Annotated in this window: 22 protein-coding genes; 3 read left to right on the top strand and 19 right to left on the bottom strand. The window is 43.2% G+C overall.

Annotation, left to right across the window (positions count from 1 at the left end):
• The 10 genes from ABFW99_RS14525 to ppk2 form a co-directional block, all read right to left on the bottom strand.
• A complete protein-coding gene (locus ABFW99_RS14525) occupies positions 1–1,230 on the bottom strand; it encodes a transketolase family protein (protein ID WP_440707540.1) in 1,230 nt (409 codons plus the stop codon).
• A 173-nt stretch (positions 1,231–1,403) separates the two neighbouring features.
• A complete protein-coding gene (locus tag ABFW99_RS14520) occupies positions 1,404–2,435 on the bottom strand; it encodes a tetratricopeptide repeat protein (RefSeq protein WP_349355556.1) in 1,032 nt (343 codons plus the stop codon).
• Between the two features lie 130 nt (positions 2,436–2,565).
• Positions 2,566–3,267, bottom strand: coding sequence for a TIGR00730 family Rossman fold protein (locus ABFW99_RS14515; RefSeq protein ID WP_349355684.1), 702 nt, complete (start codon positions 3,265–3,267; stop codon positions 2,566–2,568).
• A gap of 12 nt (positions 3,268–3,279) precedes the next feature.
• On the bottom strand, positions 3,280–3,903 hold the full coding sequence (locus tag ABFW99_RS14510) for a DUF5683 domain-containing protein (RefSeq protein ID WP_349355557.1): 624 nt from the start codon (positions 3,901–3,903) through the stop codon (positions 3,280–3,282).
• Complete coding sequence (locus tag ABFW99_RS14505) at positions 3,887–4,807, bottom strand: ParB/RepB/Spo0J family partition protein (protein WP_349355558.1); 921 nt, start codon at positions 4,805–4,807, stop codon at positions 3,887–3,889. The genes ABFW99_RS14510 and ABFW99_RS14505 overlap by 17 nt, the downstream gene beginning before the upstream one ends.
• Before the next feature lie 16 nt (positions 4,808–4,823).
• Complete coding sequence (locus ABFW99_RS14500) at positions 4,824–5,621, bottom strand: ParA family protein (protein WP_349355559.1); 798 nt, start codon at positions 5,619–5,621, stop codon at positions 4,824–4,826.
• A 140-nt stretch (positions 5,622–5,761) separates the two neighbouring features.
• On the bottom strand, positions 5,762–6,028 hold the full coding sequence (locus ABFW99_RS14495; RefSeq protein WP_440707539.1) for a hypothetical protein: 267 nt from the start codon (positions 6,026–6,028) through the stop codon (positions 5,762–5,764).
• A 267-nt stretch (positions 6,029–6,295) separates the two neighbouring features.
• Positions 6,296–6,937, bottom strand: coding sequence for an RNA polymerase sigma factor (locus ABFW99_RS14490; RefSeq protein ID WP_349355561.1), 642 nt, complete (start codon positions 6,935–6,937; stop codon positions 6,296–6,298).
• Positions 6,938–7,140: 203 nt separating this feature from the next.
• Positions 7,141–8,982: an excinuclease ABC subunit UvrC gene (uvrC, locus tag ABFW99_RS14485; protein ID WP_349355562.1), complete on the bottom strand. Its 1,842-nt coding sequence runs from the start codon at positions 8,980–8,982 to the stop codon at positions 7,141–7,143.
• A gap of 85 nt (positions 8,983–9,067) precedes the next feature.
• Positions 9,068–9,889, bottom strand: a complete 822-nt coding sequence (gene ppk2 / locus ABFW99_RS14480; protein ID WP_349355563.1) for a polyphosphate kinase 2 — start codon at positions 9,887–9,889, stop codon at positions 9,068–9,070.
• A gap of 294 nt (positions 9,890–10,183) precedes the next feature.
• On the opposite strand from ppk2, the gene ABFW99_RS14475 reads away from it, so the two are divergent.
• Positions 10,184–10,876 (top strand): RluA family pseudouridine synthase, encoded by a 693-nt coding sequence (locus ABFW99_RS14475; protein WP_349355564.1) that lies wholly within the window; start codon positions 10,184–10,186, stop codon positions 10,874–10,876.
• A 12-nt stretch (positions 10,877–10,888) separates the two neighbouring features.
• On the opposite strand, the gene ABFW99_RS14470 is transcribed toward ABFW99_RS14475, so the two are convergent.
• The 4 genes from ABFW99_RS14470 to ABFW99_RS14455 all read right to left on the bottom strand — a co-directional run bounded on the left by ABFW99_RS14470 (position 10,889) and on the right by ABFW99_RS14455 (position 16,008).
• Positions 10,889–12,748, bottom strand: a complete 1,860-nt coding sequence (locus ABFW99_RS14470; RefSeq protein ID WP_349355565.1) for a histidine kinase dimerization/phosphoacceptor domain -containing protein — start codon at positions 12,746–12,748, stop codon at positions 10,889–10,891.
• A 79-nt stretch (positions 12,749–12,827) separates the two neighbouring features.
• A complete protein-coding gene (gene mtgA, locus ABFW99_RS14465) occupies positions 12,828–13,682 on the bottom strand; it encodes a monofunctional biosynthetic peptidoglycan transglycosylase (RefSeq protein WP_349355566.1) in 855 nt (284 codons plus the stop codon).
• 59 nt (positions 13,683–13,741) lie between these two features.
• Positions 13,742–15,082 carry a DNA recombination protein RmuC gene (gene rmuC, locus ABFW99_RS14460; RefSeq protein WP_349355567.1) on the bottom strand — a complete coding sequence of 447 codons (1,341 nt, stop codon included), beginning with the start codon at positions 15,080–15,082 and terminating at the stop codon, positions 13,742–13,744.
• A 107-nt stretch (positions 15,083–15,189) separates the two neighbouring features.
• Positions 15,190–16,008 (bottom strand): alpha/beta hydrolase, encoded by an 819-nt coding sequence (locus ABFW99_RS14455; protein ID WP_349355568.1) that lies wholly within the window; start codon positions 16,006–16,008, stop codon positions 15,190–15,192.
• Between the two features lie 281 nt (positions 16,009–16,289).
• On the opposite strand from ABFW99_RS14455, the gene ABFW99_RS14450 reads away from it, so the two are divergent.
• A complete protein-coding gene (locus ABFW99_RS14450) occupies positions 16,290–16,442 on the top strand; it encodes a hypothetical protein (RefSeq protein WP_290962283.1) in 153 nt (50 codons plus the stop codon).
• Positions 16,443–16,471: 29 nt separating this feature from the next.
• Here ABFW99_RS14450 and ABFW99_RS14445 read toward each other — a convergent pair whose 3' ends face one another.
• The 5 genes from ABFW99_RS14445 to ABFW99_RS14425 all read right to left on the bottom strand — a co-directional run bounded on the left by ABFW99_RS14445 (position 16,472) and on the right by ABFW99_RS14425 (position 20,143).
• The gene (locus ABFW99_RS14445) at positions 16,472–16,945 is read right to left on the bottom strand and encodes an EVE domain-containing protein (protein ID WP_349355569.1); all 474 of its coding nucleotides are present in this window, start codon (positions 16,943–16,945) and stop codon (positions 16,472–16,474) included.
• A 79-nt stretch (positions 16,946–17,024) separates the two neighbouring features.
• Positions 17,025–18,032: a dTDP-glucose 4,6-dehydratase gene (rfbB, locus tag ABFW99_RS14440; RefSeq protein ID WP_349355570.1), complete on the bottom strand. Its 1,008-nt coding sequence runs from the start codon at positions 18,030–18,032 to the stop codon at positions 17,025–17,027.
• A gap of 1 nt (position 18,033) precedes the next feature.
• Positions 18,034–18,579, bottom strand: a complete 546-nt coding sequence (rfbC, locus tag ABFW99_RS14435; protein ID WP_349355571.1) for a dTDP-4-dehydrorhamnose 3,5-epimerase — start codon at positions 18,577–18,579, stop codon at positions 18,034–18,036.
• On the bottom strand, positions 18,576–19,439 hold the full coding sequence (rfbD, locus tag ABFW99_RS14430; RefSeq protein ID WP_349355572.1) for a dTDP-4-dehydrorhamnose reductase: 864 nt from the start codon (positions 19,437–19,439) through the stop codon (positions 18,576–18,578). Before rfbD ends, rfbC begins: the two co-directional genes overlap by 4 nt.
• 2 nt (positions 19,440–19,441) lie before the next feature.
• Positions 19,442–20,143, bottom strand: a complete 702-nt coding sequence (locus ABFW99_RS14425; protein ID WP_349355573.1) for a sugar phosphate nucleotidyltransferase — start codon at positions 20,141–20,143, stop codon at positions 19,442–19,444.
• A gap of 202 nt (positions 20,144–20,345) precedes the next feature.
• Between ABFW99_RS14425 and ABFW99_RS14420 the strand changes: the two genes are divergently transcribed.
• Complete coding sequence (locus tag ABFW99_RS14420; protein ID WP_440707538.1) at positions 20,346–23,981, top strand: T9SS type A sorting domain-containing protein; 3,636 nt, start codon at positions 20,346–20,348, stop codon at positions 23,979–23,981.
• Positions 23,982–23,993: the final 12 nt, after the last annotated feature.

Below are 23,993 nucleotides of genomic sequence, written 5' to 3'. Positions count from 1 at the left end.
TTACTCCGTAATGAATGGTTCTGCCTGTCGGGTTATCCGGCAGGTAAGATCCGTATCCATCAATATCGGTTTTAGTACTTCCCCGAGATCGGCCGAACCTCCAAACAGGTTCGGCACAATTTCTTTAATAGCGTTGATCACTTTACCGGAAGCTGCACGGCTTGCCATTCCTTTGGCGTCTTCTTCAAAAACCGGTAAGGTCGCATCCAGCTCAGCCGAAAGATCTCTGTTCACCCATGCTTTAAATGCCTTCCCTTCTTCGGAGAATGCTTTCTCATAGGCTGTTACTTTCTCATTCCAGGCACGTTCAGCCTTTTCTCCTTTTGTCAGTTCTTCCCTGAATTTTTCAAGAGCCTCATCCGGAATAAAGAATTTTTTATCGGGATCCCATCCATAAGCTTCTTTAGTCAGCTTAATTTCTTCTTCACCCAAAGGAGAACCGTGAGAAGACTCACTGTCCTGTTTATTAGGACTTCCGTATCCGATGTGGGTGGTGCAAACGATGATCGACGGTTTATCAGTTACCGACTGCGCTTCTTCAATAGCCGCCGTAATTTCATCATGATTATGTCCATCAATCTCTACCACATGCCAGTTGTAAGATTCAAAGCGCTTGGGAACATCTTCGGTAAAGGCAAGATCGGTAGATCCTTCAATCGATATGCTGTTTGAATCGTACAGGTAAATCAATTTACCCAAGCCCATATGCCCGGCCATTGAAGCAGACTCATGGGAAATTCCTTCCATCAAGTCACCATCACTTACAATGGCATAGGTGTAGTGATCTACAATGTTATGCCCTTCTTTATTGAATTTGGCCGACATAAAATGCTCCGCCATCGCCATACCAACACCCGTTCCAAATCCCTGTCCCAAAGGTCCGGTTGTGGTTTCGACTCCCGGTGTCATTCCATATTCCGGGTGGCCGGGTGTTATACTTCCCATCTGCCTGAAGTTTTTTATCTCCTCGAGACTTACATCATAACCTGTAAGGTGCAGTAAACTGTAAATAAGCATAGAACCGTGGCCTGCAGAAAGAATGAAGCGATCGCGATCAAACCAGTTTGGATTCTTAGGGTTGTGCTTTAGAAATTTCGTCCACAGCACATAGGCAGCATCAGCCATACCCATTGGCATTCCGGGGTGACCAGAATTTGCCTTTTCAACGGCATCTATAGATAAAGTTCGAATTGTATTTACGCAGAGCTGGTCGAGTTTAGATGCAGGCATTTAATGGTTTAGGTAGAGTGAAAATTGTGTTTTTAAATCCTCACGAAGATAGGAAAAGGCTTGTATGTATAAAAGGTTGAAGAGTGAGTTTTTGTTGTTTCCGGGAAATATTGGGCATAAAAAAACCACGCTGTTTTTAGCAGCGTGGTCTGAATGTTTAAGTTCAGAAATTTCTATCGTGCTGTTTCACACTTAAGCTCGTACTCCATTTTGTGTTGAGCCGGTGACTTAAATGAACCGAATAGTGCATTACTGAATGCGTCGCAGGCAACTGACTTATTTCCTAATGTTTGGTGGGCATATCCCAACTCAAAGTAGATTTTCGCCTTATCGGTTTTACCACCACTTTCATGATCTAAGGCTGTTGTAGCATATTCTACAGCCTGGTTATAACTTCCCGCCTTGTTGCTTGCTTCAGCAAGTCGGTAATACACATCAGCTGACTCATCATCATAGTTAAGAGCCTTATTCAATGTTTCCATAGCTGTACCGGTGTCGCCGGCTTCTGATTGGCGTGTTCCCACAGCAAGTAACTCATCATGAGCAGCTTCACGAGCTTTCTCAGCAATGTCTGAATTATTGGTTGCTTCAGCCTTAGCTATAGCTTGATCGTACCAGTTCAACAGTTCATCAACATTTTGGTCAATAATACCATCTCCATCAGTATCATTTTGCTTCTTGATGATTTTTGCTTTTTGGTAGTAAGCTACCGCGTAATTTGAATTTTCATTCAGGGCTTTCTCAACAGCTTCAGTTGCTTTTTCAAGTTCCCCGTTGGAGTAAAGAGTAACTGATTTCTGATATAACAGAACCGGGATATTTCGCTTAGCGATCGGGGTAACCCGCTCATCGTTATATTCTTCTCCAACCTGAACTACTTCACGAAAAGCACTGATGGTAGCATCTAAAGCTTCCAAGCTTTTGCTTTTTTGATATTCCTGATACTGGCTTCTGGCCTTATTGAAATAAGCGGCAGGAATCTGCTGCTCTACCCTGTCCACTATGTCTTCACCTTCCGGACCAATCTGTCTTGCAATGGTTAGTGCCTGTGTATACGATGCAATAGCAGCTTCATAATTGCCTGATTTGGCTTCTTCATATCCTGCATTGTAAGCTTTCACAGCATCTGTTTTAGTTTGAGCAAAAACTGTAGTTGCCATCAAAACCAAAACAATTGCTATTGAACTTCTTTTAAAAACCTTCATATCTATTTTATTTGTGATCGTTAGTTGCAGCGCCGAATTTAATAAAAAATGACGCTGAAATTAAAATTATAACTGCCTTTCTAATGTATTAGTATATATAAAACCTGACAAAGTACCTTCATGTTCCCATTTAAAAGTAAAAGTTTGGCATAGGCTCTTTCTGGCTATAAAAATCACATATAATCTTTACAGCCTCATCGGTTGAATCTGTAACATGAAATAAATCGGTATCTTTGTCTGAAATGGTGCCCCACTCTTTCATTGTTTTTTCCATCCAATCTATTAAACCTGACCAGTACTCACTCCCAAAGAGAATAATTGGAATTTGATCAATTTTGCGGGTTTGGATAAGTGTAAGGCTTTCAAATAATTCATCAAGGGTTCCAAATCCACCGGGAAACACAACGAAGCCCTGTGCATACTTCACAAACATGACCTTACGCACGAAAAAATAGTTAAAGTTAATGCTGAAGTCCGGATCCACATGTTGATTTATGCCCTGCTCAAAGGGAAGGTTTATCCCAAGGCCTACCGATTTCCCTTTTCCTACTTCAGCTCCCTTATTTGCGGCTTCCATAATACCCGGCCCGCCTCCGGTAATCACACCAAACCCTTTCTTAGTGATTTTATCAGCCGTTTCTATCGCAAGTTGGTAGTACTCATTTTCGGGTTTGGTCCGTGCTGAGCCAAAAATAGAAATGCATGGACCTATCTGGAACAGCTTATCGTAACCCTCCACAAGCTCACCCATAATCTTAAACACGCTCCAGATATCACGGTCATACCCGTTTTTCTGGCTCTTTTTGTGAAATTCTCTTTGCTCTTCACTCATATAGTTAATCATCTAAAAATTAATGGACAATGAAAGTGCCGGTACCGGCTCTGTATTTCGAACGGCCAGAACACCCGGCTTCAACCTGGCATTCATCGACAGGTCATCAGATACATCAAAAGGGCGCAAATGCGCAAAAACGTAGGCATCAATAGCGTTAAGTGCGTATGACAACCCTATAAACACATATACTAAATCTCTGCGATTTCGATAAAAGTTCCGGGTTTCTCTCAGTGAACTCAGGTTTGAGTTTGGAGATATATACCCCGGTGTAGGGCCAAATCGGTTATCATCTGGTGTATCAGGGTTTAAGTTGTAGTAAGCAGCCCTGTAATCATTATAATTTTTGTGCAAATAAATGCTGTAGTAAGTAAGCCCGCCCAACAAACCATACACAATCGGTACTTTCCAGGCCTGCTTATTGGTTACCTGCCCCCAACCGGGAATCATCAAAGACCTTCGGAGAACCATTTTAGGTTCCGGGTATTCAGTTTTTTGGGATGATGAGTCGGAAAAGGCCTGCTTCAGCGAATAGTGTTGGGGAACAAATTTTTGGTAAGAACTAAAACTTTGGGCAAAACTCTGTCCGCTAACGCTCAATCCTATTAGAAAAATCAGGCTAATTGATCGAGTCAAAAATACCGAGTATTCGTTCAAGGTCATCATCGGAATAATATTCAATCCTGATTTCTCCACCCTTTTTCTTTGGTTGAACATTTACCTTTGTACTGAATGTACGTCTCAAGCGGGCTGAAATTTCATCATAAAAAGGATTGGATGTTTCTTTTTCGGATGAAGATTTCTTTTTCGATGTAGAAGGACTCATCACATCACGCACAGCTTCTTCAATCTGCCGTACCGAAAGTCCTTTATCAATAACTTTCTGAAGTATCTTTTGCTGCACTTCTTCATCTTCAATAGTTATTAAAGCCCGAGCATGCCCCATCGAAATTTGGTTAGACTTCAAAGCTGACTGTATAAAAGCAGGCAGGTTCAACAGACGCAACATGTTGGTAACCGTTGTTCGGTTTTTCCCCACACGATCGGCCACTTCAGCCTGGGTGTAGTCAAATTCTTCGAGCAGACGCTTATATCCCAAAGCCACTTCCAACGGATTTAACTCTTCCCGCTGGATGTTTTCAATAAGGGCAAAAGCCATACTCTGTTCGTCATCTGCTTCCCTGATAAAAGCGGGGACTTCTTTCAGTCCAGCCAGTTTAGCAGCACGTAAACGACGTTCACCACTAATAAGCTCGAATCGTTTTTCACCAATATACCGAACGGTTATAGGCTGAATTAAGCCATGTTCTTTTATAGAAGCGCCGAGTTCATCCAGCTTTTCCTCATCAAACTCTTTTCGGGGCTGATGCGGATTTTTTCGGATGTGGTCAACAGGTACAAACAGAACGATATTAACGCGATCTTCCGGTTGTACGATGCTTTTTTCAACACCTTCCTTCTTTTCTGTTTCTTTGCCTTCCTCCTGGTATTCAGGAAAAAAAGCACCTAATCCTCGGCCTAAAACTTTTTTGGTAGCCATAATCTAAATATCTGTCTTAATCAGTAAGAACCGGGCTGTTCTTAAATAGTTTCTTATTTCTCTTGATAATTTCTCGCGCCAACGCCAGGTAGTTCTTGGCTCCCACACTTGTTGAGTCGTACAACAGCGCCGGTTTCCCAAAACTCGGTGCCTCCGCCAACCGGATGTTTCTGGCAATGACCGCTTTGAATACCCGGTCATCAAAATATCGTTTTACCTCATCAGCAACCTGATTAGATAGTCTTGTGCGGGTATCGTACATCGTCAACAGAACTCCCTCAATATCTAAATCCGGGTTCAGATGCTGACGTACAATTTTGATAGTATTTAAAAGCTGACCTAAACCTTCCAGAGCAAAATATTCACACTGTACAGGTATTACGATGGAATTAGAAGCTGTTAAAGCATTAATGGTTAAAAGACCCAATGAAGGCGGACAGTCTATAATGACAAAATCATACTTATCGCGAACACTTTCGATCGCCTTTTTCAGTATACGTTCCCGTTCTTCGCGGTCAATCATTTCAATCTCAGCACCCACCAAATTTATGTGTGATGGCACTACATCAAGAAAATCCAGCTCCGTTTGACGGATGGTATCCTCAATATCAGTGCTGCCAATCATGATTTCGTATACCGAATTAGTCACTGTCTTCGTATCGATACCAAGCCCACTGGTGGTATTACTCTGCGGATCGATATCAATAACCAGGGTAGGATGCTCTACGGCTGCTAAACTTGCAGCTAAATTAATTGCCGTGGTTGTTTTTCCGACTCCACCTTTCTGATTGGCAATTGAAATGACTTTTCCCATTAAAAACCTGCTTTATGCTTGATATACTTTATTGACAAAATCTAATATAAAGCGAGGTGCACTGCTATACAAAAATACTTATGCACATATTAAGGGGAAGTTTTCCACATTATAAAGGCAACCTATTGGCTGCCTTGCGTTTAATTTGATGAGCCGGTCAGTAAAATTCCGCTTCCGGAGTTGCTACTTCCATTCAGGTCGTTAACCAGCTCCAGCTTGTCGTAACTCTTGTCCATATCACTTTTCAGGGATGCAGACTGGCTCACGGGCTGGTCTCCCGAGAACCGAAGAATTTCATTTCTGTCAACCCATGGTTCTATGGTCTGGCTATCCGAGACCGAAGCAGGAGCTGTATCTGCTTCTCCGTTATAGAAATAGTAACCGCCCCCGGTAAATGCGGATAACAAGATTGCAGCTGCAATCCCCCTTTTAAGGAAGAAGGTGATGTTTTAGATTTTCTTAGTGAATCTGATTGTAGCTGTTTTGCGTCATCCGTTATTTTTTGAGTTAGTTGTTGAGGAGGGGTTTTGAGAGGAAGGCCCGAGAGCCTTCGTTTAGTGGCTCTCAAACTTTCAACTTCAATTAGCAGGTCTTCATCCTCCCGCATCAGCTTTTCAAACTCCATTTCCTCTGAAGGGTCCATTTCCTTCATCAGATAACGAATAGCTTTATTTTCATCCCTGTGCATGCTTTTGCTCTTCTTCTCGTTCTTCTTCAAAATATTTTCGAAGGTTTATGAGCGCATATCGCATACGACCTAATGCCGTATTAATGGATACGTCAGTCAGTTCTGCTATTTCTTTAAAAGGCATTTCATAATAGTGCCTTAGCAGAACAACCGAGCGTTGCTCTTCGGGAAGTTTAGCGATGTGTTTCATCAGGCTGGCCCGGGTTTCTGTTTCCACCAATTGCTCATCTGCGTCCACTACGCTTTCATCTTCCATCCGATCAAAGTAATCGGTGTTAGAGTCCTCGTCGCTCCATCCACTAACGTCGATATAACGCTTTTGTTTTCTTAGATAATCAATCGTTGCATTATGTGCAATACGCATCACCCAGGCAATCCATTTACCCTGCTCGTTGTAGGTATCGTCCATCTTAGTGATGACTTTGGTGAAGGTAGTCTGAAAAAGGTCGTTGGCGATTTCCGGGTTCATCACCATACTGTATATATACGAATAGATTTTTTGCTGATGCCGGTTCATTAATTCATTAAAAGCCGACTCATCTGCTTCTCTTCTGAATTTCTTTACGAGCTCTCTGTCTTTTAAATTCTTATAGTTGGGTATCTCAACATGTCTGTTTATCAATTTCATAATAATACACCCTGTTTTTTGGGTTAGGCTCTCAGCGGGTAAACTGAAACTCTGACCATTTGTTTCAATAACCATCTGCTGAAAAAGAGCGTTTCGTACCAGAGTTGTTTCCTCCGGTGCTGTGGCTATGTTAATATGCTACGCACGGGATTCATATAACATGTTAATGTTACTCAAAGCCCACATTACGGGGATAAGACGAGCTACTCGTGAAAATAGTTGTACACTTTTTCACCCAATACCTTTCCGAGGTTAAACTGTAATTCTTCTTTTTTTGCTTTCTTGATTTTCTTGACCGACCCGAATTCCATGAGCAATTTCTGAGCGGTCTTCTCACCTACTCCGTCAATATCCAACAGTTCGGTTTTAACGGTTCTCTTACTTCTTTTTTTGCGGTGAAAAGTGATCGCGAAGCGGTGGGCCTCATCCCGGGCTTGTTGCAATAACTTAAGGGCCGAAGACTTTTTGGGAATCATAATCGGGTCCGACATCCCCGGCAAGAATACTTCTTCTAATCGCTTGGCTAAACCTATGATCTCACATTCACCATAAAAATCTATTTCTTTTAGTGCTTCAACTGCAGAACTTAGCTGCCCCTTTCCTCCATCCACAATAATAAGATCCGGAATGTGCTCTCCTTCTTTTTGAACTCTTGAGTAGCGGCGGGTCAAAACCTCTTTCATGGATGCAAAATCATCCGGGCCTTCCACTGTTTTTATGTTGAAGCGTTTGTATTCACTCTTACGGGGTTTCGCATCCACAAAGCAAACCATCGAAGCTACAGGGTCTGTGCCTTGAAGGTTTGAGTTATCAAAGCATTCAATTCTGCGTGGCAGGCGATCTAATTTCAAATGTTCTTTTAACTCTTTAACCGCATGTGGAATCCGGTTTCGTTCGGCTTTCTCTTTCTCCAGAGACCGTTCGTTTAAATGAAGTTTAGCATTAGCCAGCGCCATTTTGATCAGCTGTTTTTTCTCCCCAATTTGTGGGACATGGACGGGCACAATCTTTCCTCTTTCCTGATGCAGGTATTGCTCGAGCGGTTCCACTTCCAGCATTTCATGACTCAGATATACTTCATCGGGGATAGCGGCTGTATATTGCCCGGTGTAATAATCTTCCACGAACGATTGTAGCATTTCGCCCATGGTCAGTCCATCAATATTCTTCAGGAAGCGGTGAAATTTCCCTATCATCTTACCTTCCCTGATCTTAAACAACACTCCGCATGCTTCCCCGATTTCTTCATTCTTACCGATGGCAAACACATCCCGGTCCACTTTCTTGGAAACCACCATTTTCATTTTCTGGCTGTAGCGTTTAACGGCCTCCAGGCTATCACGTAGTTGTGCAGCCTGTTCAAACTCCAGGGCATCGGAAGCGATCTGCATCTCATCTTTCAGCTCCCTGATGAGCTGGTCAGTTTGTCCGTTCAGCATTCGGTCCACTTTGTGAATGGTAGCCTGATATACCTCATCATCCCAGTCTCCTGAACAATTTTGCAGGTCGTCATCAAAACACGAATGCCATTTCGGGACGCCTTTTGTTTTATCGATATTCTTTTGTGAAACTGCACACGTACAAAGCCCAAATGCCTTCCGGATAGTTTCCAACATCCGCTTCATGGCTCCCACGCTGTCATAAGGACCGTAATATTTACTTCCATCTTTTACTACCGTACGGGTTGGAAATACCCTGGGCTTGGTTTGGTCTGTAATGCAAATGTACGGATAGGACTTATCGTCCCGGTACATAATGTTGTACCTGGGCTGGTACTGCTTGATGAGGTTATTCTCGAGAATGAGCGCTTCGGCCTCTGAATCGGTTACCACTACTTCGATATCATCGATCTTGGATACCATCGTTTTGATACGGCCATCCTGAGGACGGGAATCCTGAAAATAAGATCTTACCCTGTTTCGAAGCTTTTTGGCCTTGCCCACATACAACTCGGTTCCTGAAGAATCCCGGTAAATATAGACTCCCGGTGAGGCGGGAAGATTGGCTACTTTTTCAGAGAGTTGTACTTGTCCTTCATTGCTCATGCAGCAAAGATAACAGTTTTTTGATGATTCTTAACCTGCTTTACTCTTCTAATTTCTGAAATCGATTTAAGCCAATTCACTCAATTCAGCTTCTTTCATCATCCATTGGGTTCTCTCCAAACCTGGCAGGTATCCAATTCATCTCAGCAATAGGTGGTCTTTTGTACTCCGGGTGCTTGCTGATTTTAGGAAATACGATAGGATCCGGAGTCAGATCTTCGTAGTCAATTTGATTCAGTAAATGCGAAATGCAATTCAGACGAGCATGTCGTTTAATATCCGCATTTACTACGTACCAGGGCGATTTTTCCGTGTCTGTATGCTTGAACATTTCGTCCTTAGCCCGGGAATAGTCCACCCAGCGTCTTCGTGCTTCAATGTCCATCGGGCTGAGCTTCCATCTTTTCATAGGATCTTCGTTTCGGGCAACGAACCGCTTCTTCTGTTCTTTATCACTTATGGAAAACCAGTATTTGATGAGGATGATCCCCGATCGTATAATCATCTCTTCGAACCGGGGACAGGACCTCAGAAATTCCTTGTACTCTTCATCCGTACAAAAACCCATCACCTTCTCAACCCCGGCCCTATTGTACCAACTGCGATCAAACAAAACCATTTCTCCTGCAGCAGGAAGCTGATCGATATATCGTTGAAAATACCACTGATTTCGTTCTTTCTCGGTGGGCTTCTGGAGGGCAACTATGCGTACCGTTCTGGGATTTAAAGGCTCTGTTATTCGTTTTATCACCCCTCCTTTTCCGGCAGCATCTCTCCCCTCAAAAATCACACAAACTTTTAAGCCTTTTTCTTTGATCCAGTACTGTAATTTTACCAGTTCAGCTTGCAGCGAAGCTAATTCTGATTCATAAACTTCAAATTTCAGCTTTCCATTATTGTTATACATACTTCAGCTTTAAATGATTACCCAACTATTTGATGCGCCATAATCACGAATTGGATGAACAGTAACAAGAATTAAAGAGTAGATAAGGAAAGGCTAAGCTACTGACAACATTGCGAAGGATTGAAACCCATTCTCTTGTATAAAGGAATGGAACCTGGCCCTTGGCGAAGAATCTTAACGAATATGAGCCGGCATTGCTATAAAACCATTCTGATTTCCGAAGGAGCGGTCTTTCTAAATAATCCCATCTAAATTAAATCCCGATTGGGATAAAGAATCCTTAGTTTTAGAGTTATGAAAACCACAAAGACTTCCCCTAACATCCCCATTATTTTTGAAGATAATCACTTGTTAGTGATTGATAAACCGGCCGGTGTTCTATCCCAGGAAGACCATACCGGTGATCCCGATGTATTAAATCTTTGCAAAGCGTATATCAAAAAAGAATACAACAAACCCGGAAATGTGTATCTGGGGCTCGTTCACAGGCTCGACCGACCGGTAAGCGGGGTGATGGTGCTGGCAAAAACATCAAAAGCGGCATCCCGCCTCTCCTATCAAATAAGAAAGCGGACTATGAAGAAAACCTACTGGGCCCTCGTTCATGGTATGGCTCCGGTTTATGGGGAACACGTCCACTTTCTGGATAAAGACAACCGTACCAACACCGTCAAAGCCTATTCAAAGCCAAAAGGGAAGGCAAAAGAATCGCGTCTGAAATTCATCACCATCAAACAAAATGCCAATTTCAGTGTGGTTGAAGTTGATTTGATTACCGGCCGTCCTCATCAAATTCGTGTTCAATTTGCCAAGGAAGGCACTCCGCTTTGGGGAGATCATAAATATGGAAATCCTGAGGAAAGTCAGGGCAAAGATATCGCCCTTCGGGCCGTTAAGCTGGAACTGGAGCATCCAACCCTCAAAGAACTTATGACCTTTAAAGCGCCCAAACCCACCGGCCAGCCCTGGAATAAATTTGAATACTAGCTTCTCCTGAGTTTAAACCAACACGTTTGCTGTTGAACCTTTTTGGTTCTTTAGGTGATTGAAGACGAGACGGTACTCCGTTCCCTCCGGCCCGGTGTTGATATCTATCTCAGAGTCAATTTGCTCTGAATACGAAAGCACCAAAGTGGTGCCCAATGTTGGACTGTTTTCCAGCTCAAATCCTTCGGGAAGGCCAATTCCATCATCTTTAACAGATATGGATACTTCCTCATCTTCAGCCTTTAAATCAACTTTAATGGTTCCCTTCTCCCGTCCTTCAAAGGCAAACTCGTAGGCATTGGAAACCAACTCATTGATAATCAAAGCTAAAGGCACAGCCTGATTTACGTTCATTTCAACCCGGCCAATAGACATCTTAAGTCTGATAAACTTATCCTTTGGGCTTCTTTTCTCCTCGATGAACTCCAGTAGCTGAGCCAGGTAATGATCAAACCGAATACCATTGAAATTGCTGACATTGTACAGGTCTTCATGGATCAGGGCCATGGACTTAACCCGCATATGGTTGGTCAACAAGGCTGACTTTACCAACTCGTTTTCACTCACAAATTCCTGCATTTGCAGAAAGCCGGATATTACAGCCAGGTTATTCTTGACCCGGTGGTGGACCTCGGCCAGCAACACTTCTTTTTCCGCCAGTAACGCTTCCAATTTCTCCTGATACTTTCGCTGAGCTTTGATGCTTTGAGCGGTACCTATCAAATATTTTTCTCCATCTTTCCTAAAGCAAACTGCATTTAAAAGAATTGGGATTTTCTTGCCACCCTTCTTAATCAGGTCAACTTCGATACTACCCATTGGCATCTCCTGACTCATAGTGTTATCGATATAATCCTGTATCCTTTTCTTGTCATCACCATCAAAATAATCCAGCGGACTTAGTTCTGAGTATTCTTTATCCGTGTATCCATTTTGATAATGATTCTCAGTCCAACGCAAAAGGCTTCCTTTCTCATCATACATGAAAAAATTAAGCGGCAGAGAATTAATAATCTTCTCGCTAAACAGTTTTTCCTTTTTTAATTCCTGTTCAGCTAATTTTCGTTGGGTAATGTCTTTTGCCGTAATCAGGACCTTATCTTCTTTTCGAATTCCATTCAGCTCCAGAAAAACCTTCCCTGTTTCTGTTTTCAAACAGGTTTCGGAGTCAAAGCCATTGTTACCGTTTTTAATCCATTGATTCAGTTCTGAAATCAAAGCTGAATCCGGGAATAACTCATCAAGGGGTTTAAAAAAATCTTTCCCGCTTAGCTCAGAAAGCAGATTGCTCCCATTCCTGTTTGCCTTTTCAACCAACAGTGTATCAGGATCAAGCACAAGCATTAAATCTACCGATGCTTCCAGGAAAGCGGCTGTCGTTTCCAGCTCCCGGTTCTTCTTGTGAAGTTCAAGGCGCGCTTCAATTTCACTAGCCAAAGTGCGCAAGGCATTAAGCTGTGATTCCGATATCTTTTTGGGTTCCTGCCCAAGTACGCAAATAGTACCCAGGTTTTGTTGGTTTCGGCGAATATTTACCCCGGCATAGAATCTGATATTCGGATCGCTGGCCACAAATTCAAAATGATTAAACCGCTCATCCTCCGAGGCATTCTCAACCACCAAATACTCATCCTGCTTAATGGCGGTGTGGCAAAAGTTATACTCCCTTGGAGATTCTTTTAAATCGTTTCCGAAGTTTGCTTTAGACCAGACTCGTTTGTCATCAATAAAATTGATCTTAGCAATGGGTACTTCACAAATTTGAGCAGCGAGGGCAACAAGGTTGTCGAATTCCTTCGTCTCGGGGGTGTCTAAAATTTCATAAGAATGAAGGACGTCAAGCCGTTGGGCCTCAGGCAATAGGTGCGACATAGTAAAGTAATATCCGGATAATGTTACTGCTTCAATACTGTTTTTATCGGCAGCATAGAAGCATAATTAAGCCAGGTTATCAATTATTTACAGAGTCAAGCTGTATTTCCATCAGTATGGAATCAAGATAGATTCCGAGTGAATCCTGAAGGGCGTTCATATTCACAGAGTCCAGTAAAACGGGTTTTGGTTGCAACGTGTCGGTAGTATCAGGCTTGGGCTTCGGCAGGTAACGGATCCCGCTCAGTTGTTGCATGTTTCTAAGTATCCACTGGCTGCGCTGCATCACGTATTCTGAGGCCGGTTCCGGTTCTATGCGTTTGGGACTTGGCAGTACCGTTGCCATCCGGGCCGATTGTTTTGGGGTGAGTTGGGATGCCGATATGCCGTAGTAGAATTCAGAGGCCTTCTCAACTCCAAACATACCCGGACCAAATTCAGCAACATTCAGGTATACCTCCAGAATGCGGTCTTTGGTCCAGAAGAGTTCGATCAGCACTGCAATGCCGGCCTCCACCGCTTTTCTGAGGTAGGTTTGAGCCGGAGATAAGAACAGGTTTTTGGCTACCTGCTGGGTGATGGTACTGGCTCCGCGAACTCTTCCGCTTTGTTCTTTCTCTTCCAGCGCTTTGTCGATAGCAGCAAGGTCTAAGCCCCAGTGTTCTCTGAATCGCTGATCTTCGGAGGCTATCACCGCCAGTTTCAGGTAATCGGGCAGCTGTTCATCAGGCACCCAACTCTCCCGAAGGTTGTACCTTTCCTTGCCAAGATCTTCCCAGTTTTCCTGTAAGGTGAAAGCGGTAAACGGTGGATTTACCCAACGCAAAAGTACAACGAATAGGCAGAACCAAAACGACCATCCCAATAAAACGCCACTTATGACTTTACTATACCAAAGCCAGCTATTTTTTGTAGTGGTTGATTGTTTTTCCATGAGCCAAAGGTATCAATTTTAACAACAGATACATCAACGGCCGGATTTTGTTTCTTATTCTAATCGTCTTTACTAAGGTGTGAAGGTAATTTTTTAGAGTTTTCGGCACCCAAATCTTTAAGCATTTCGGCCTGACGGATTAAGCTACCACGACCTTCACTCAATCGACCTAATGCTTTGTCATAACTTTTCTGAGCCTGACCTATTCGCTCCCCGATTTTTTCAAAGCTCTCAACGAAGAGGGTAAATTTATCTAACAACTCTCCTCCCCGGCTGGCGATTTCACGGGCGTTCATACTCTGCTTCTCACGCTTCCAGATACTCTCTATGGTGGCGAGAGTAGCCAGTAAAGTGGACGGACTCACAATCACGATATTCTTTTCGAATGCCTCATAATACATGTCCGAGTCGTGCTGCAGGGCAAGCGCAAACGCCGGTTCAATTGGAATAAAGAGCAACACAAAATCGGGACTCTTATCCTCATGAATGTGCTGGTAATTCTTATCACTTAATCCTTTGATATGAGCCCGGATGGAATTCACGTGTTCTTTCAGGGCTTTCTCCTGATCTTTTTCATCTTCCGTAGAAGTAAACCGCTCATAGCCGGTCAAAGATACTTTGGAATCAATAATCAGGTATTTTTCTTCCGGTAGACGAACCACCACATCCGGGCGAAGCCTTCGGCCATCTTCCATGGTCACGCTTTGTTCGGCATAATACTCTTCGCCTTTACGTAAACCCGATTTTTCGAGAATTCGCTGCAGAATTACCTCGCCCCAGTTACCCTGAGCTTTGGAATCCCCTTTCAGTGCTTTGGTCAGGCTTTTGGCGTCCTCACTCATCGTCTTATTGAGCTCGGCCATTTGTTTAATCTGTTCTTTAAGGGTAGCCCTTTGACGGTTTTCTTCGTTGTAGGTCTCCTCCACTTTCTTCTTGAAAGACTCCAGCTTTTCCCCCAGCGGATTCAGCAGCTGATCGATTTGTTCTTTGTTTTGCTTAGTAAATTTCTCGGACTTCTCTTCCAGGATTTTATTGGCCAGGTTTTCGAACTGGGTGGTCAGCTGTTCCTGCATTTGGGCCAGTTCTTCTTTCTGCTCGTTCAGGCGTTCCTGCAAATTCCGGTAATCAGCATTTCGTTCGGCCAGCTGTTTGTCCAATTCATTGGCCCGCTTTCGTTCTTCGTTAAGCTCAGCCTCTTTTTCCTGCTGAAGGTTGTTGAGCTTGGCCTCATATTCCTGAGCTTCACGCTCCCATTTTGCTTCTGTCTCCGAAAGTTGCTCATCCAGGTTTTGATTGCGTTCCTCCAGACGCGAAGTCTCCGATTTGGATTTAAAATGAGCGATGGCAAAACCCGCTATTCCCCCGATGATAATTCCCGCTATGGCTAGGATGTAATCCATAAACTAATAAACCTTATTTGATTGTTGATTCCATATTCAGTCCGGTACAATGACTTTCGTTTTGAATATAATAAGGTTGGGTGACAACCTTTGACACACTTTCGGGATTATTCTGCCGATAAAATGTCCTCCATCTTCCGGAGCAGCTCCTGATTCCTATAAATCCAACCATGCCCCTGCCCCTCAAGCACAAACGCTTCATCTCCTTCCTTAAGGTATTCGGTCAGTTTATATGATCGGGTTACGGGTAGTACATCATCTTCGGCAGCAAAAAAGATATACACCGGTTCCTCAATTTTTTGGAGGGCTTCATCAACCCTAAGCGGATAGCGAACGAGGAAGTCAGGCAGGAAAGCAAACTGCGCATCCTTCATATCCAGCATGCTGTAAAAAGGGGTCCACATAATCAGCATCTTCGGGTCGTTGGCGGCGGCAACCTGAGCTGCCACCCCGGCCCCCAGCGAATAACCCATCACAATGATGTCTTCTTCCCTGTACTCGCCTTCCATTTCATTGAAGATATAGTTCATATCTCCCACCAGGTCTTCCTCATCCCAAAGCTCGCCTGTGCTTTTTCCATATTCCCGATAATCAGGGTACAGCACATTATAGCCGGCCTTTAGAAACAGCTCAAACTTTGCGGGATTGGTCCGGTTGTTTCCCCGGTTTCCGTGGTGATAGATCACCAGTCCGCGGGCTGAATCTAAATCCGTAAAAGCATGAATGGAATGAATCCGGACTCCTTCTTCCGGTTCATACCACCGCTCCTCAAAAGGGAAGTTGTACGAATAACGATCGTTGACATCGGCTTTAGAAGGCCTGAAGATGATGGTGTTCTGAATAAAGTAGAAATAGCCGCAGATGCAGATATAAGACAAGACCAGGACGGGGGCAAAAAAAGTAAAGGCTTTCTTTAGTTTCTTCATGTTTTTCATTTCAAATTCATCAGCTGTCAACTGAATACAAAATATCCTGAAAATTACCGGAATGTTCTTTGTGAATAATCCTTTTAATTAAATGAACTTCAAAACAAATATGAATATGAAACTATCTGATGTTTTTATCTTGGGTTCAGCTTTTTTATCGATGCTGTTATCCATTTATTTATGGTTTACCACTAACCCTGAAGCAGGAATATTTGTAGGAATATGGGTTCCCTCTCTTTTAGGCTTCGGAATTTATATCAAGAATATATACAGGAGTCCCAATGAGTAATACAGTCATACTATTTTGCGGAATTTTTACGACCGTATTATTTCTGATTGGCTACGGTTTAACAATTAAGGAAATGAGGGAACTTGAGGATGAGCGTAAAACAAATTCATTTCCTGAAGAAAGTAATGCTGAGATCAAAAAATAATCTCAGCATTTTAAAATGACCTGTAAGTTTTACCTGGATTCAGCTTCTGCCAGTTCGTGCAGTCTTTTCCATTCTTCTTCCCTGACAGGAGTAATTGAGTGGCGCGCCAAGCGGAATAATTCCATGTCTTGCAATACGGGATCTTCTTTCAATTGATCACGGGTTACTTCCTTGTCAAATTTTTGAACAAACTTAACATCCACCAACTGCCAGCGCGGTTCGCTTTCCGTACTCTTTTCATCGAAGTATTTTGAATTGGGATCGAATTGAAGGGGATCCGGATGCGATTCTTTCGACACTTCCATTGTTCCCACTATTACCGGCGTTGAAATATTGGAGTGATAAAAGAGAACGCCATCTCCTTTCTTCATATCATCACGCATATAATTCCGGGCTGCATAATTTCTGACGCCCGTCCATTCGGTTTCCCCATCTTTTTTCAGGTCATCAATGCTGTAATCGTCCGGTTCTGATTTCATTAACCAATAGTTTCTATCGCTCATTTTATTCGCTTTAGAATTAAGAATTAGAAATTAAAAATTTAAAATTGATTTCAGCTCTCAATTTTAAATTTTTAATTATTCACTTTGAATTATACTTGTCTACATACCACAAAATTGTTTGGCGGAGCATTCCGTCAAAATCCTGGGATGGCTCCCAGCCCAATTCGTTTTTGATTTTTGAGGCATCAATGGCGTAGCGGAAGTCATGCCCCAAGCGGTCGGTTACAAAGGTAATCAGGTTTTTATAATCTCCATCCGGCCCGTTTGCAACCTCTTCATTCAGGATGTCACAAATCTTGCGAACCAGATCGATATTTTTCCATTCGTTATTTCCGCCAATTGTATACGTCTCTCCGGCCTTCCCTTTGTTGAAAGCCACATCCAGAGCATCGCAGTGATTATGCACAAACAGCCAGTCGCGTACATTCTCCCCTTTTCCATACACCGGTATGTTCTCATGGTTGATGGCACTTCGGATCACTACAGGGATCAGCTTTTCATCATGCTGATGGGGGCCGTAATTATTCGAACAGTTCGTGGTCACCACATTCATTCCGTAGGTGTGATAATAGGCACGTACAATCATATCGCTTCCGGCTTTGGAAGCCGAGTACGGGGAATTGGGAGCATACGGTGTTTCTTCGGTAAAGAAGCCGTCCTCGTCCTCCAGTTCACCATACACTTCATCGGTAGATACGTGCAGAAAACGGTTTTTCTTCCACTCATCTTCATCATCTTTCCAAAGCAGCCGGCATTCTTCCAGTATATTGAAGGTTCCTACAATATTGGACTGAATAAACGGCTCGGGACCCTGAATGGAGTTGTCTACATGAGACTCGGCCGCCAGATGAATAACGCCCTGTGGTTTAAAAGTCTGAACCACATCATGTACTTCATTCCGGTTTACCAGATCCACTTTCTTAAAGTAGTATCTACCCGAATCTTTAAGCGATTTCAGGTAAGACTGATCGGATGCGTAGGTCAGCTTATCCAGGTTAAAAATTTCCCAGTCAGGGTGAGCTTCGGTAAGTCGTAGAATCAGGTTAGAACCGATGAATCCGGCTCCTCCTGTTACAATAATGCGCATATCAGAATAGGTCTTCTTCTTTGAGTGATGAAAACAGAGGCAGTTTACGGTCTTTTTCGGAAAGTATCGGACGAGCTACATCCCAATGAATCCGAATAAGTGGATCGTCCCACCGGACACCACGTTCCCCCTCTGCGTTGTAATAGTCGGAACACTTGTAAGCTACAATAGCTTCGTCGGAAAGCACTGAAAAACCATGGGCAAATCCTTTCGGTATAAACAGCATTCGTTTGCTTACATCGCTGAGTTTGAACGCAACGTAATTTCCAAACGAGGGTGAGTCCTGACGAAGATCTACAGCCACATCCAGAATAGAGCCCTTCAGGCACTGCACCAGTTTATCTTGCGGATTTTGGATTTGATAGTGTAAGCCACGAACGGTGTTTTTATAGGATTTTGAAACGTTATCCTGTACAAAATCTACGTCAATGCCGGCCTTCTGTAACTCTGATTTTCGAAAAGCTTCAAAAAAATATCCACGATCATCTTCAAAAACCCGGGGCTCAATAATCTTTACAGCAGGAATGCGTGTTTCTGTAATCTTCATACTTTAAGTTCGGCCAACATTGTTTTTAATCCTTCTTCCCATTCAACAAGGGTAACGCCCGAGATGTTAGCAATTTTTTCTGTACTTAACAGGGAAAATGCCGGACGTTTTGCCTTGGTCGGGAATTCGGAACTATCAACCGGATTCAGTTTTATACTTACTCCGGCTTGTTTAAAAATTTCAGAAGCAAAATCGTACCATGTTATTTTCCCATTAGATGTGAGGTGGAAAACACCTTCTTTTCCTTGATCGATTAGCTCCCAGCTGTTCTCCACTACATTTTTTGTGAAGCTTGGGCAGCCAAACTGGTCATTTACCACCTTCAGTTCATCCCGGCTTTCCGCAAGTTGAAGTATCGTTTTCACAAAGTTGCTGCCATATTTGCCGCACATCCATGAAACTCTAATGAGTAAAAAATCGCATCCGCTCTCCAGAATGGCTTTCTCTCCCTCCAGCTTCGACTCGCCGTATGTATTAACCGGGTTTGTGGGGTGATCTTCCGGATAGCCATCAGGCAGCTTCTCCATGTCATCTTTGGTTCCCGGAAACACATAATCGGTGGAGAAATGTACCAGCTTAATATTCTTTTTGGCACAATACTGAGCCAGATTTGCAACCGCCTGCCCATTTACCTGATGGGCAATTTCAGGCTCATCCTCAGCCTGATCTACCTTGGTGTAAGCTGCACAGTTTATGATCAAATCAGGGCGAAGATTGCTTAGCACCCGGTTAGTGTCTTCAAAATCGGTGATATCCAGATCGGCGGAAGGCAGAGAGATGAATTCAACTTCTTTTCGGTTCAGGTACCCCACCCATTCCTGTCCAAGCTGACCACTTCCACCCGTAATTAAAATCCGCATGATTATCCTCGTACCAATTCATTAGCAATCCGGTACGACTCTGGGGTACCGGCATCGGTCCACCACCCTTCCATTACCGAACTTTTCATCTCGCCTTTCTGAATGTAGAAATTGTTTACATCTGTAATTTCCAGTTCTCCCCGACCCGATGGCTTCAAGTTTTTTATGCAATCAAACACTTTGGAATCATAGAAATACACACCGGTTACGGCATAGTTTGATTTTGGCTTCTCCGGCTTTTCTTCAATAGATCGAACTTCATCTCCATCTAACTCAGCCACCCCGTACCGTTTGGGATCAGGTACTTCCTTAATGAGAATCTGTGCGCCGGTGCCATCATAGTTATCAACAGCCTTTTGGAGTGAGCTTTCGAAAATATTATCACCCAGAATTACTATCACCGGTTCATCCCCTGCAAAGTTTTCCGCCAGCCCCAGAGCTTGTGCAATCCCTCCGGCCTCATCCTGCACTTTGTAGGTAAACCGGCATCCAAAATCTTTACCGGAACCGAGTAAATTTACCACATCTCCCATATGTTCAGTACCCGTAACTATCAGGATTTCTTCAATCCCAACCCCTGTAAGTTTCTCAATAGGGTGATAAATCATCGGTTTGTCACCAATCGGAAGTAAATGTTTATTCGTAACCTTTGTTAGAGGGAATAACCGTGATCCGGTTCCGCCTGCAAGAATAATTCCTTTCATAGATAAATTTGATTCAATTTTTCTCAAAATAAGAAAAGTTAATTTACATCTGCATAATCATTATTAGAGTCTGTTAATTAACGATAATTAACTGCTTGAATGCTTAACAAAAGGTTATTTTTTGTCGATAAAAGTATCTCAGTGTATTTTAGGATTCAGCTTGAATAAGGACAGGGCATATTTACTCATTCTATTAGTTAGCATGCTGTTCATCAGCATGGGTGCCATTAATGTATTTGCCCAAACCACTACATGGACAGGTTCTGTGAACAGCGACTGGAACAACGCCTCGAACTGGGATAATGGAGTTCCCGGTTCAGGTTCACGTGTTATTATTTCTAATCAGACAAATAAACCCATCCTAAATACTTCTGCTACTGTAGAAAGGCTTGAAATAGGAAAGTATGGCTCAGGTTCTGGAATAACCTATCTGACAGTTATCAGTGGTGGTGACCTCACCATAACCAACAGGCTGGAACTAAACGGAACCGGCGGCTCACTTCATATAGATGGTGGAACCGTTAATCACACCGGAACTAACTTTAGCTTTGGGTATAATGCAAACCGATATGTTGAGATGACCAGCGGTAGTTTTTCTACCAATGCTAATGTTTCTCTAACAGGTGGTAATACATCGCAACCTGCTTTTTCAGCCGGTAATGGTGTGGCTAATTTCAACGGAAACTTAACGGTAAACAGCTCTGATAAACGTTTCGATGCCGGCTCAGGCACCATCAATGTGGCTGGCAATCTGAATGTTGGAAATAACTCGGTTTTTAATTTAGCTACGGCTTCCCTGACAGTGGATGGCACTACTACCATAAACGGGGATTTTAATGGGGATGACGGTATGGCCAATTTTGAAGGCCCAACTGAAGTTAAGAGCAACGGTGTGCTGAATCTCAATGATGGTAATCTCATTTTTAACTCAAGTCTTAATGTTGAAAGTAACGGATATGCTTATTTAGGATCGGGAACCGTAGAAATTAACGATGACGTACAAGTTCAAAGCTCCGGCTATTTTTATGTACAAGATGCTACAGTGAATATCAATGGTAATGCTGACTTTTCCAGCAACGGTAATCTTTATGTAGACACCGGAACTATTAATGTTGCCGGTAACGCCTCTGTTACAAGCGGGGGATCGATGTCGCTGGGAAGCGGAAACCTTGAGTTGTCAGGCGATTTTGAAGTTACCGGAGGAAGCGATTTTAATGCCGATTCCAGTACCGTAACTTTTAGTGGCGATAGCACCCAAACCATTATCACCAACGGCAATGATATTACCTTCAATGACGTAGTTGTTGATTCAGGAGCTACCTTCCAAACCGATGGAGATTCAGAGAATGTAGTTACTGTTGAGGGAGATTTAACCGTAAATGAAGGGGGTTCTGTTAATGTACAGGATGATGACCAGCTGGATATTCAGGGGGAAGTTAACGGTGATGGTGCAGATAATGTGCAAAGCCCTGCCCCGTTTGCAGTTTCAGCTTCTGCACCTGATGTGAATACCGTAGTGATTACATTTAACAAAGATATGGTTGAATCTTTGGCTGAGAATGTTTCCAATTATGAAGTTGAACGTGTAAGTAATTCTAACTCTGTTTCGGTTAACAGCGCTTCGCTTAATACCGGGGGAAACAGCCGGCAGGTAACTCTTTCTATAGGCAACATCCTTGAAGACGTAGAATATCGGATTATCATTAATAACCTCGAAAGCACTGATGGCGGGGAATTGTCTGATGATCATATAAAAAGGTTTAGCAAAAGCAGTGCCATTACTTTTTATTCCCGTAGAAATGGACGGTGGGATAGAAATTCGACCTGGTCTACTACTGGGCATGATGGGGCTGCCGCTTCCTCAAACCCATCAAATACCAATAACGCTACCATTTTTATTGGTGGTGGCGATAACGTGCGAATTATTACCACCGAATCCATAGTAAATCAGAATTCTTTAGAAATACTAAGCGGAGCACTTTTACGGGTTCACACCAATGGAACTTTAACGGTTGGAGAAAAAATCATAACCGGATCCGGAGAATTTCGGGTTACTAATGGGACCTTAGAAATCGGATCCGCGGATGGAATAGCAACATCAGGTGCAACCGGCAATATTCAAACGGGCACAAGAAATTTCAGAAGAAGCGGATCATATACCTATAACGGCTCTTCTGCTCAAATTACCGGAAACGGGCTTCCAAACAGAGTCAATAATTTGACCATCAATAATTCGTCCGAAGTCAGCTTAGATAATGATATTGAGGTTGAAGGAACTCTTTCTCTTACTTCCGGAATTTTAAGCATTGAATCCGGTATCAACCTGATCGCCAATACCAAAGCAATCGGATCCGGAAAGTTGAGAATGAAAAACACGATCGGTGGTTCCAACGGCTGGCGTTTACTCTCCTCCCCGCTTCAAACTGACTTTGATGATTTACTGGATAAAACCGTTACCCAAGGCTATTCAGGAGCATATTATCCAACCGGTTCTAACCCCGGAGATACCCTTCAGCCTAACGTACTTTATTATGATGAAACCTATCCCGGAACCGACAACCAGCGCTGGAGAGCCCCATCAAATGCATCCAACAGCATCAGCGAAGGGCTGGGTTTATTTACCTACATTTTTGGGGATATCGATGCTGACCCAAATTACAATGACGTGTTTCCCCTCCCGCTAACACTTGATGTTGAGGGACAGGAGAACGAAGGTCCGGTAGATTTTGGTGTCACATACACCCCCTCTGCCGACTCCGGATGGAATTTAGTTGGCAATCCATATGCGGCTACCATCGATTGGGATGAAGGTGCCTCGTGGACCAAAACAAACATAGACCAGACCATTTATATTTGGGATTACAGCTCTAACCAGTTTTTAACATGGAATGGTACTACCGGTGACTTAGGAGACGGATTGATTTCTCCTTTCCAGGGTTTTTGGGTAAAAGCAAATGCTCCTTCACCTTCACTGATTGTGGAAGAAGACGCTAAAACCACTGGTGGCTCGTACGTTGGTAAGAGTAATTCCATGTCTGTCAAAAACCACCACCCCATGTTTTCCATAAGCCTGGTGGACGACGAAAACAGAGAGGTGTCTGCTCATTTCATGTTTACCGAATCGGCTAATTACGGCAAAGATCGCCTAGACGGATACCGCCTTAATCCTTTTTCAGGGATTTCCGATTATATCGAGTTGTCGTCCGTATCGGCTTCAGGTGATAAGTACGCTATCAATAACCTGCCTCGTCATTTTGGTATTCCAATTGAGATTCCATTGCAGATAGAAGCCTATGAAAATGGGGTTTCCGCTTCCGGGAATATGTATCTGAAACTACAAGAGGCCTCACATCTCCCTCACGGCTGGACTATTTCGCTTATTGACAGGAAACTATCAGAAGAAATCAGTCTTGAACGACAGCCCTCCTACATTTTCAATCATATTGGGGAGTCCGGAAAAAAAGCAGCCAATAATGGATCAACTGCACGGCCTAAAATTCAAAGTAAAGCAAATCCCGATAAAACCCGGTTTGTATTGAGAATAAACCCCGGAGCCGATGCCGGGAACCTCCCCTCCGACTTTCGATTGGAACAAAACTACCCGAACCCTTTTAATCCAGCCACTAAAATTCAGTTCGACCTTCCCCTTAAAAGTTATACGGAGCTCGAAATATTTGATATTCTGGGGCGCAAAATAACAACCCTTGTTGATGGTGAACTGCGGGCGGGTACACATGTTTTTAACTGGGATGCTTCCCAATTCTCAAGCGGTATTTATCTCTATCGGTTGGTAACCAGGAATGGGGTTTTCACGAAGAAAATGACCTTGATTAAATAGTACTTCTCCACT

The sequence above is a fragment of the Gracilimonas sp. BCB1 genome (genome assembly GCF_040117685.2).
GTDB lineage: Bacteria > Bacteroidota > Rhodothermia > Balneolales > Balneolaceae > Gracilimonas.
This window is presented reverse-complemented; position numbering and strand designations above follow the sequence as displayed.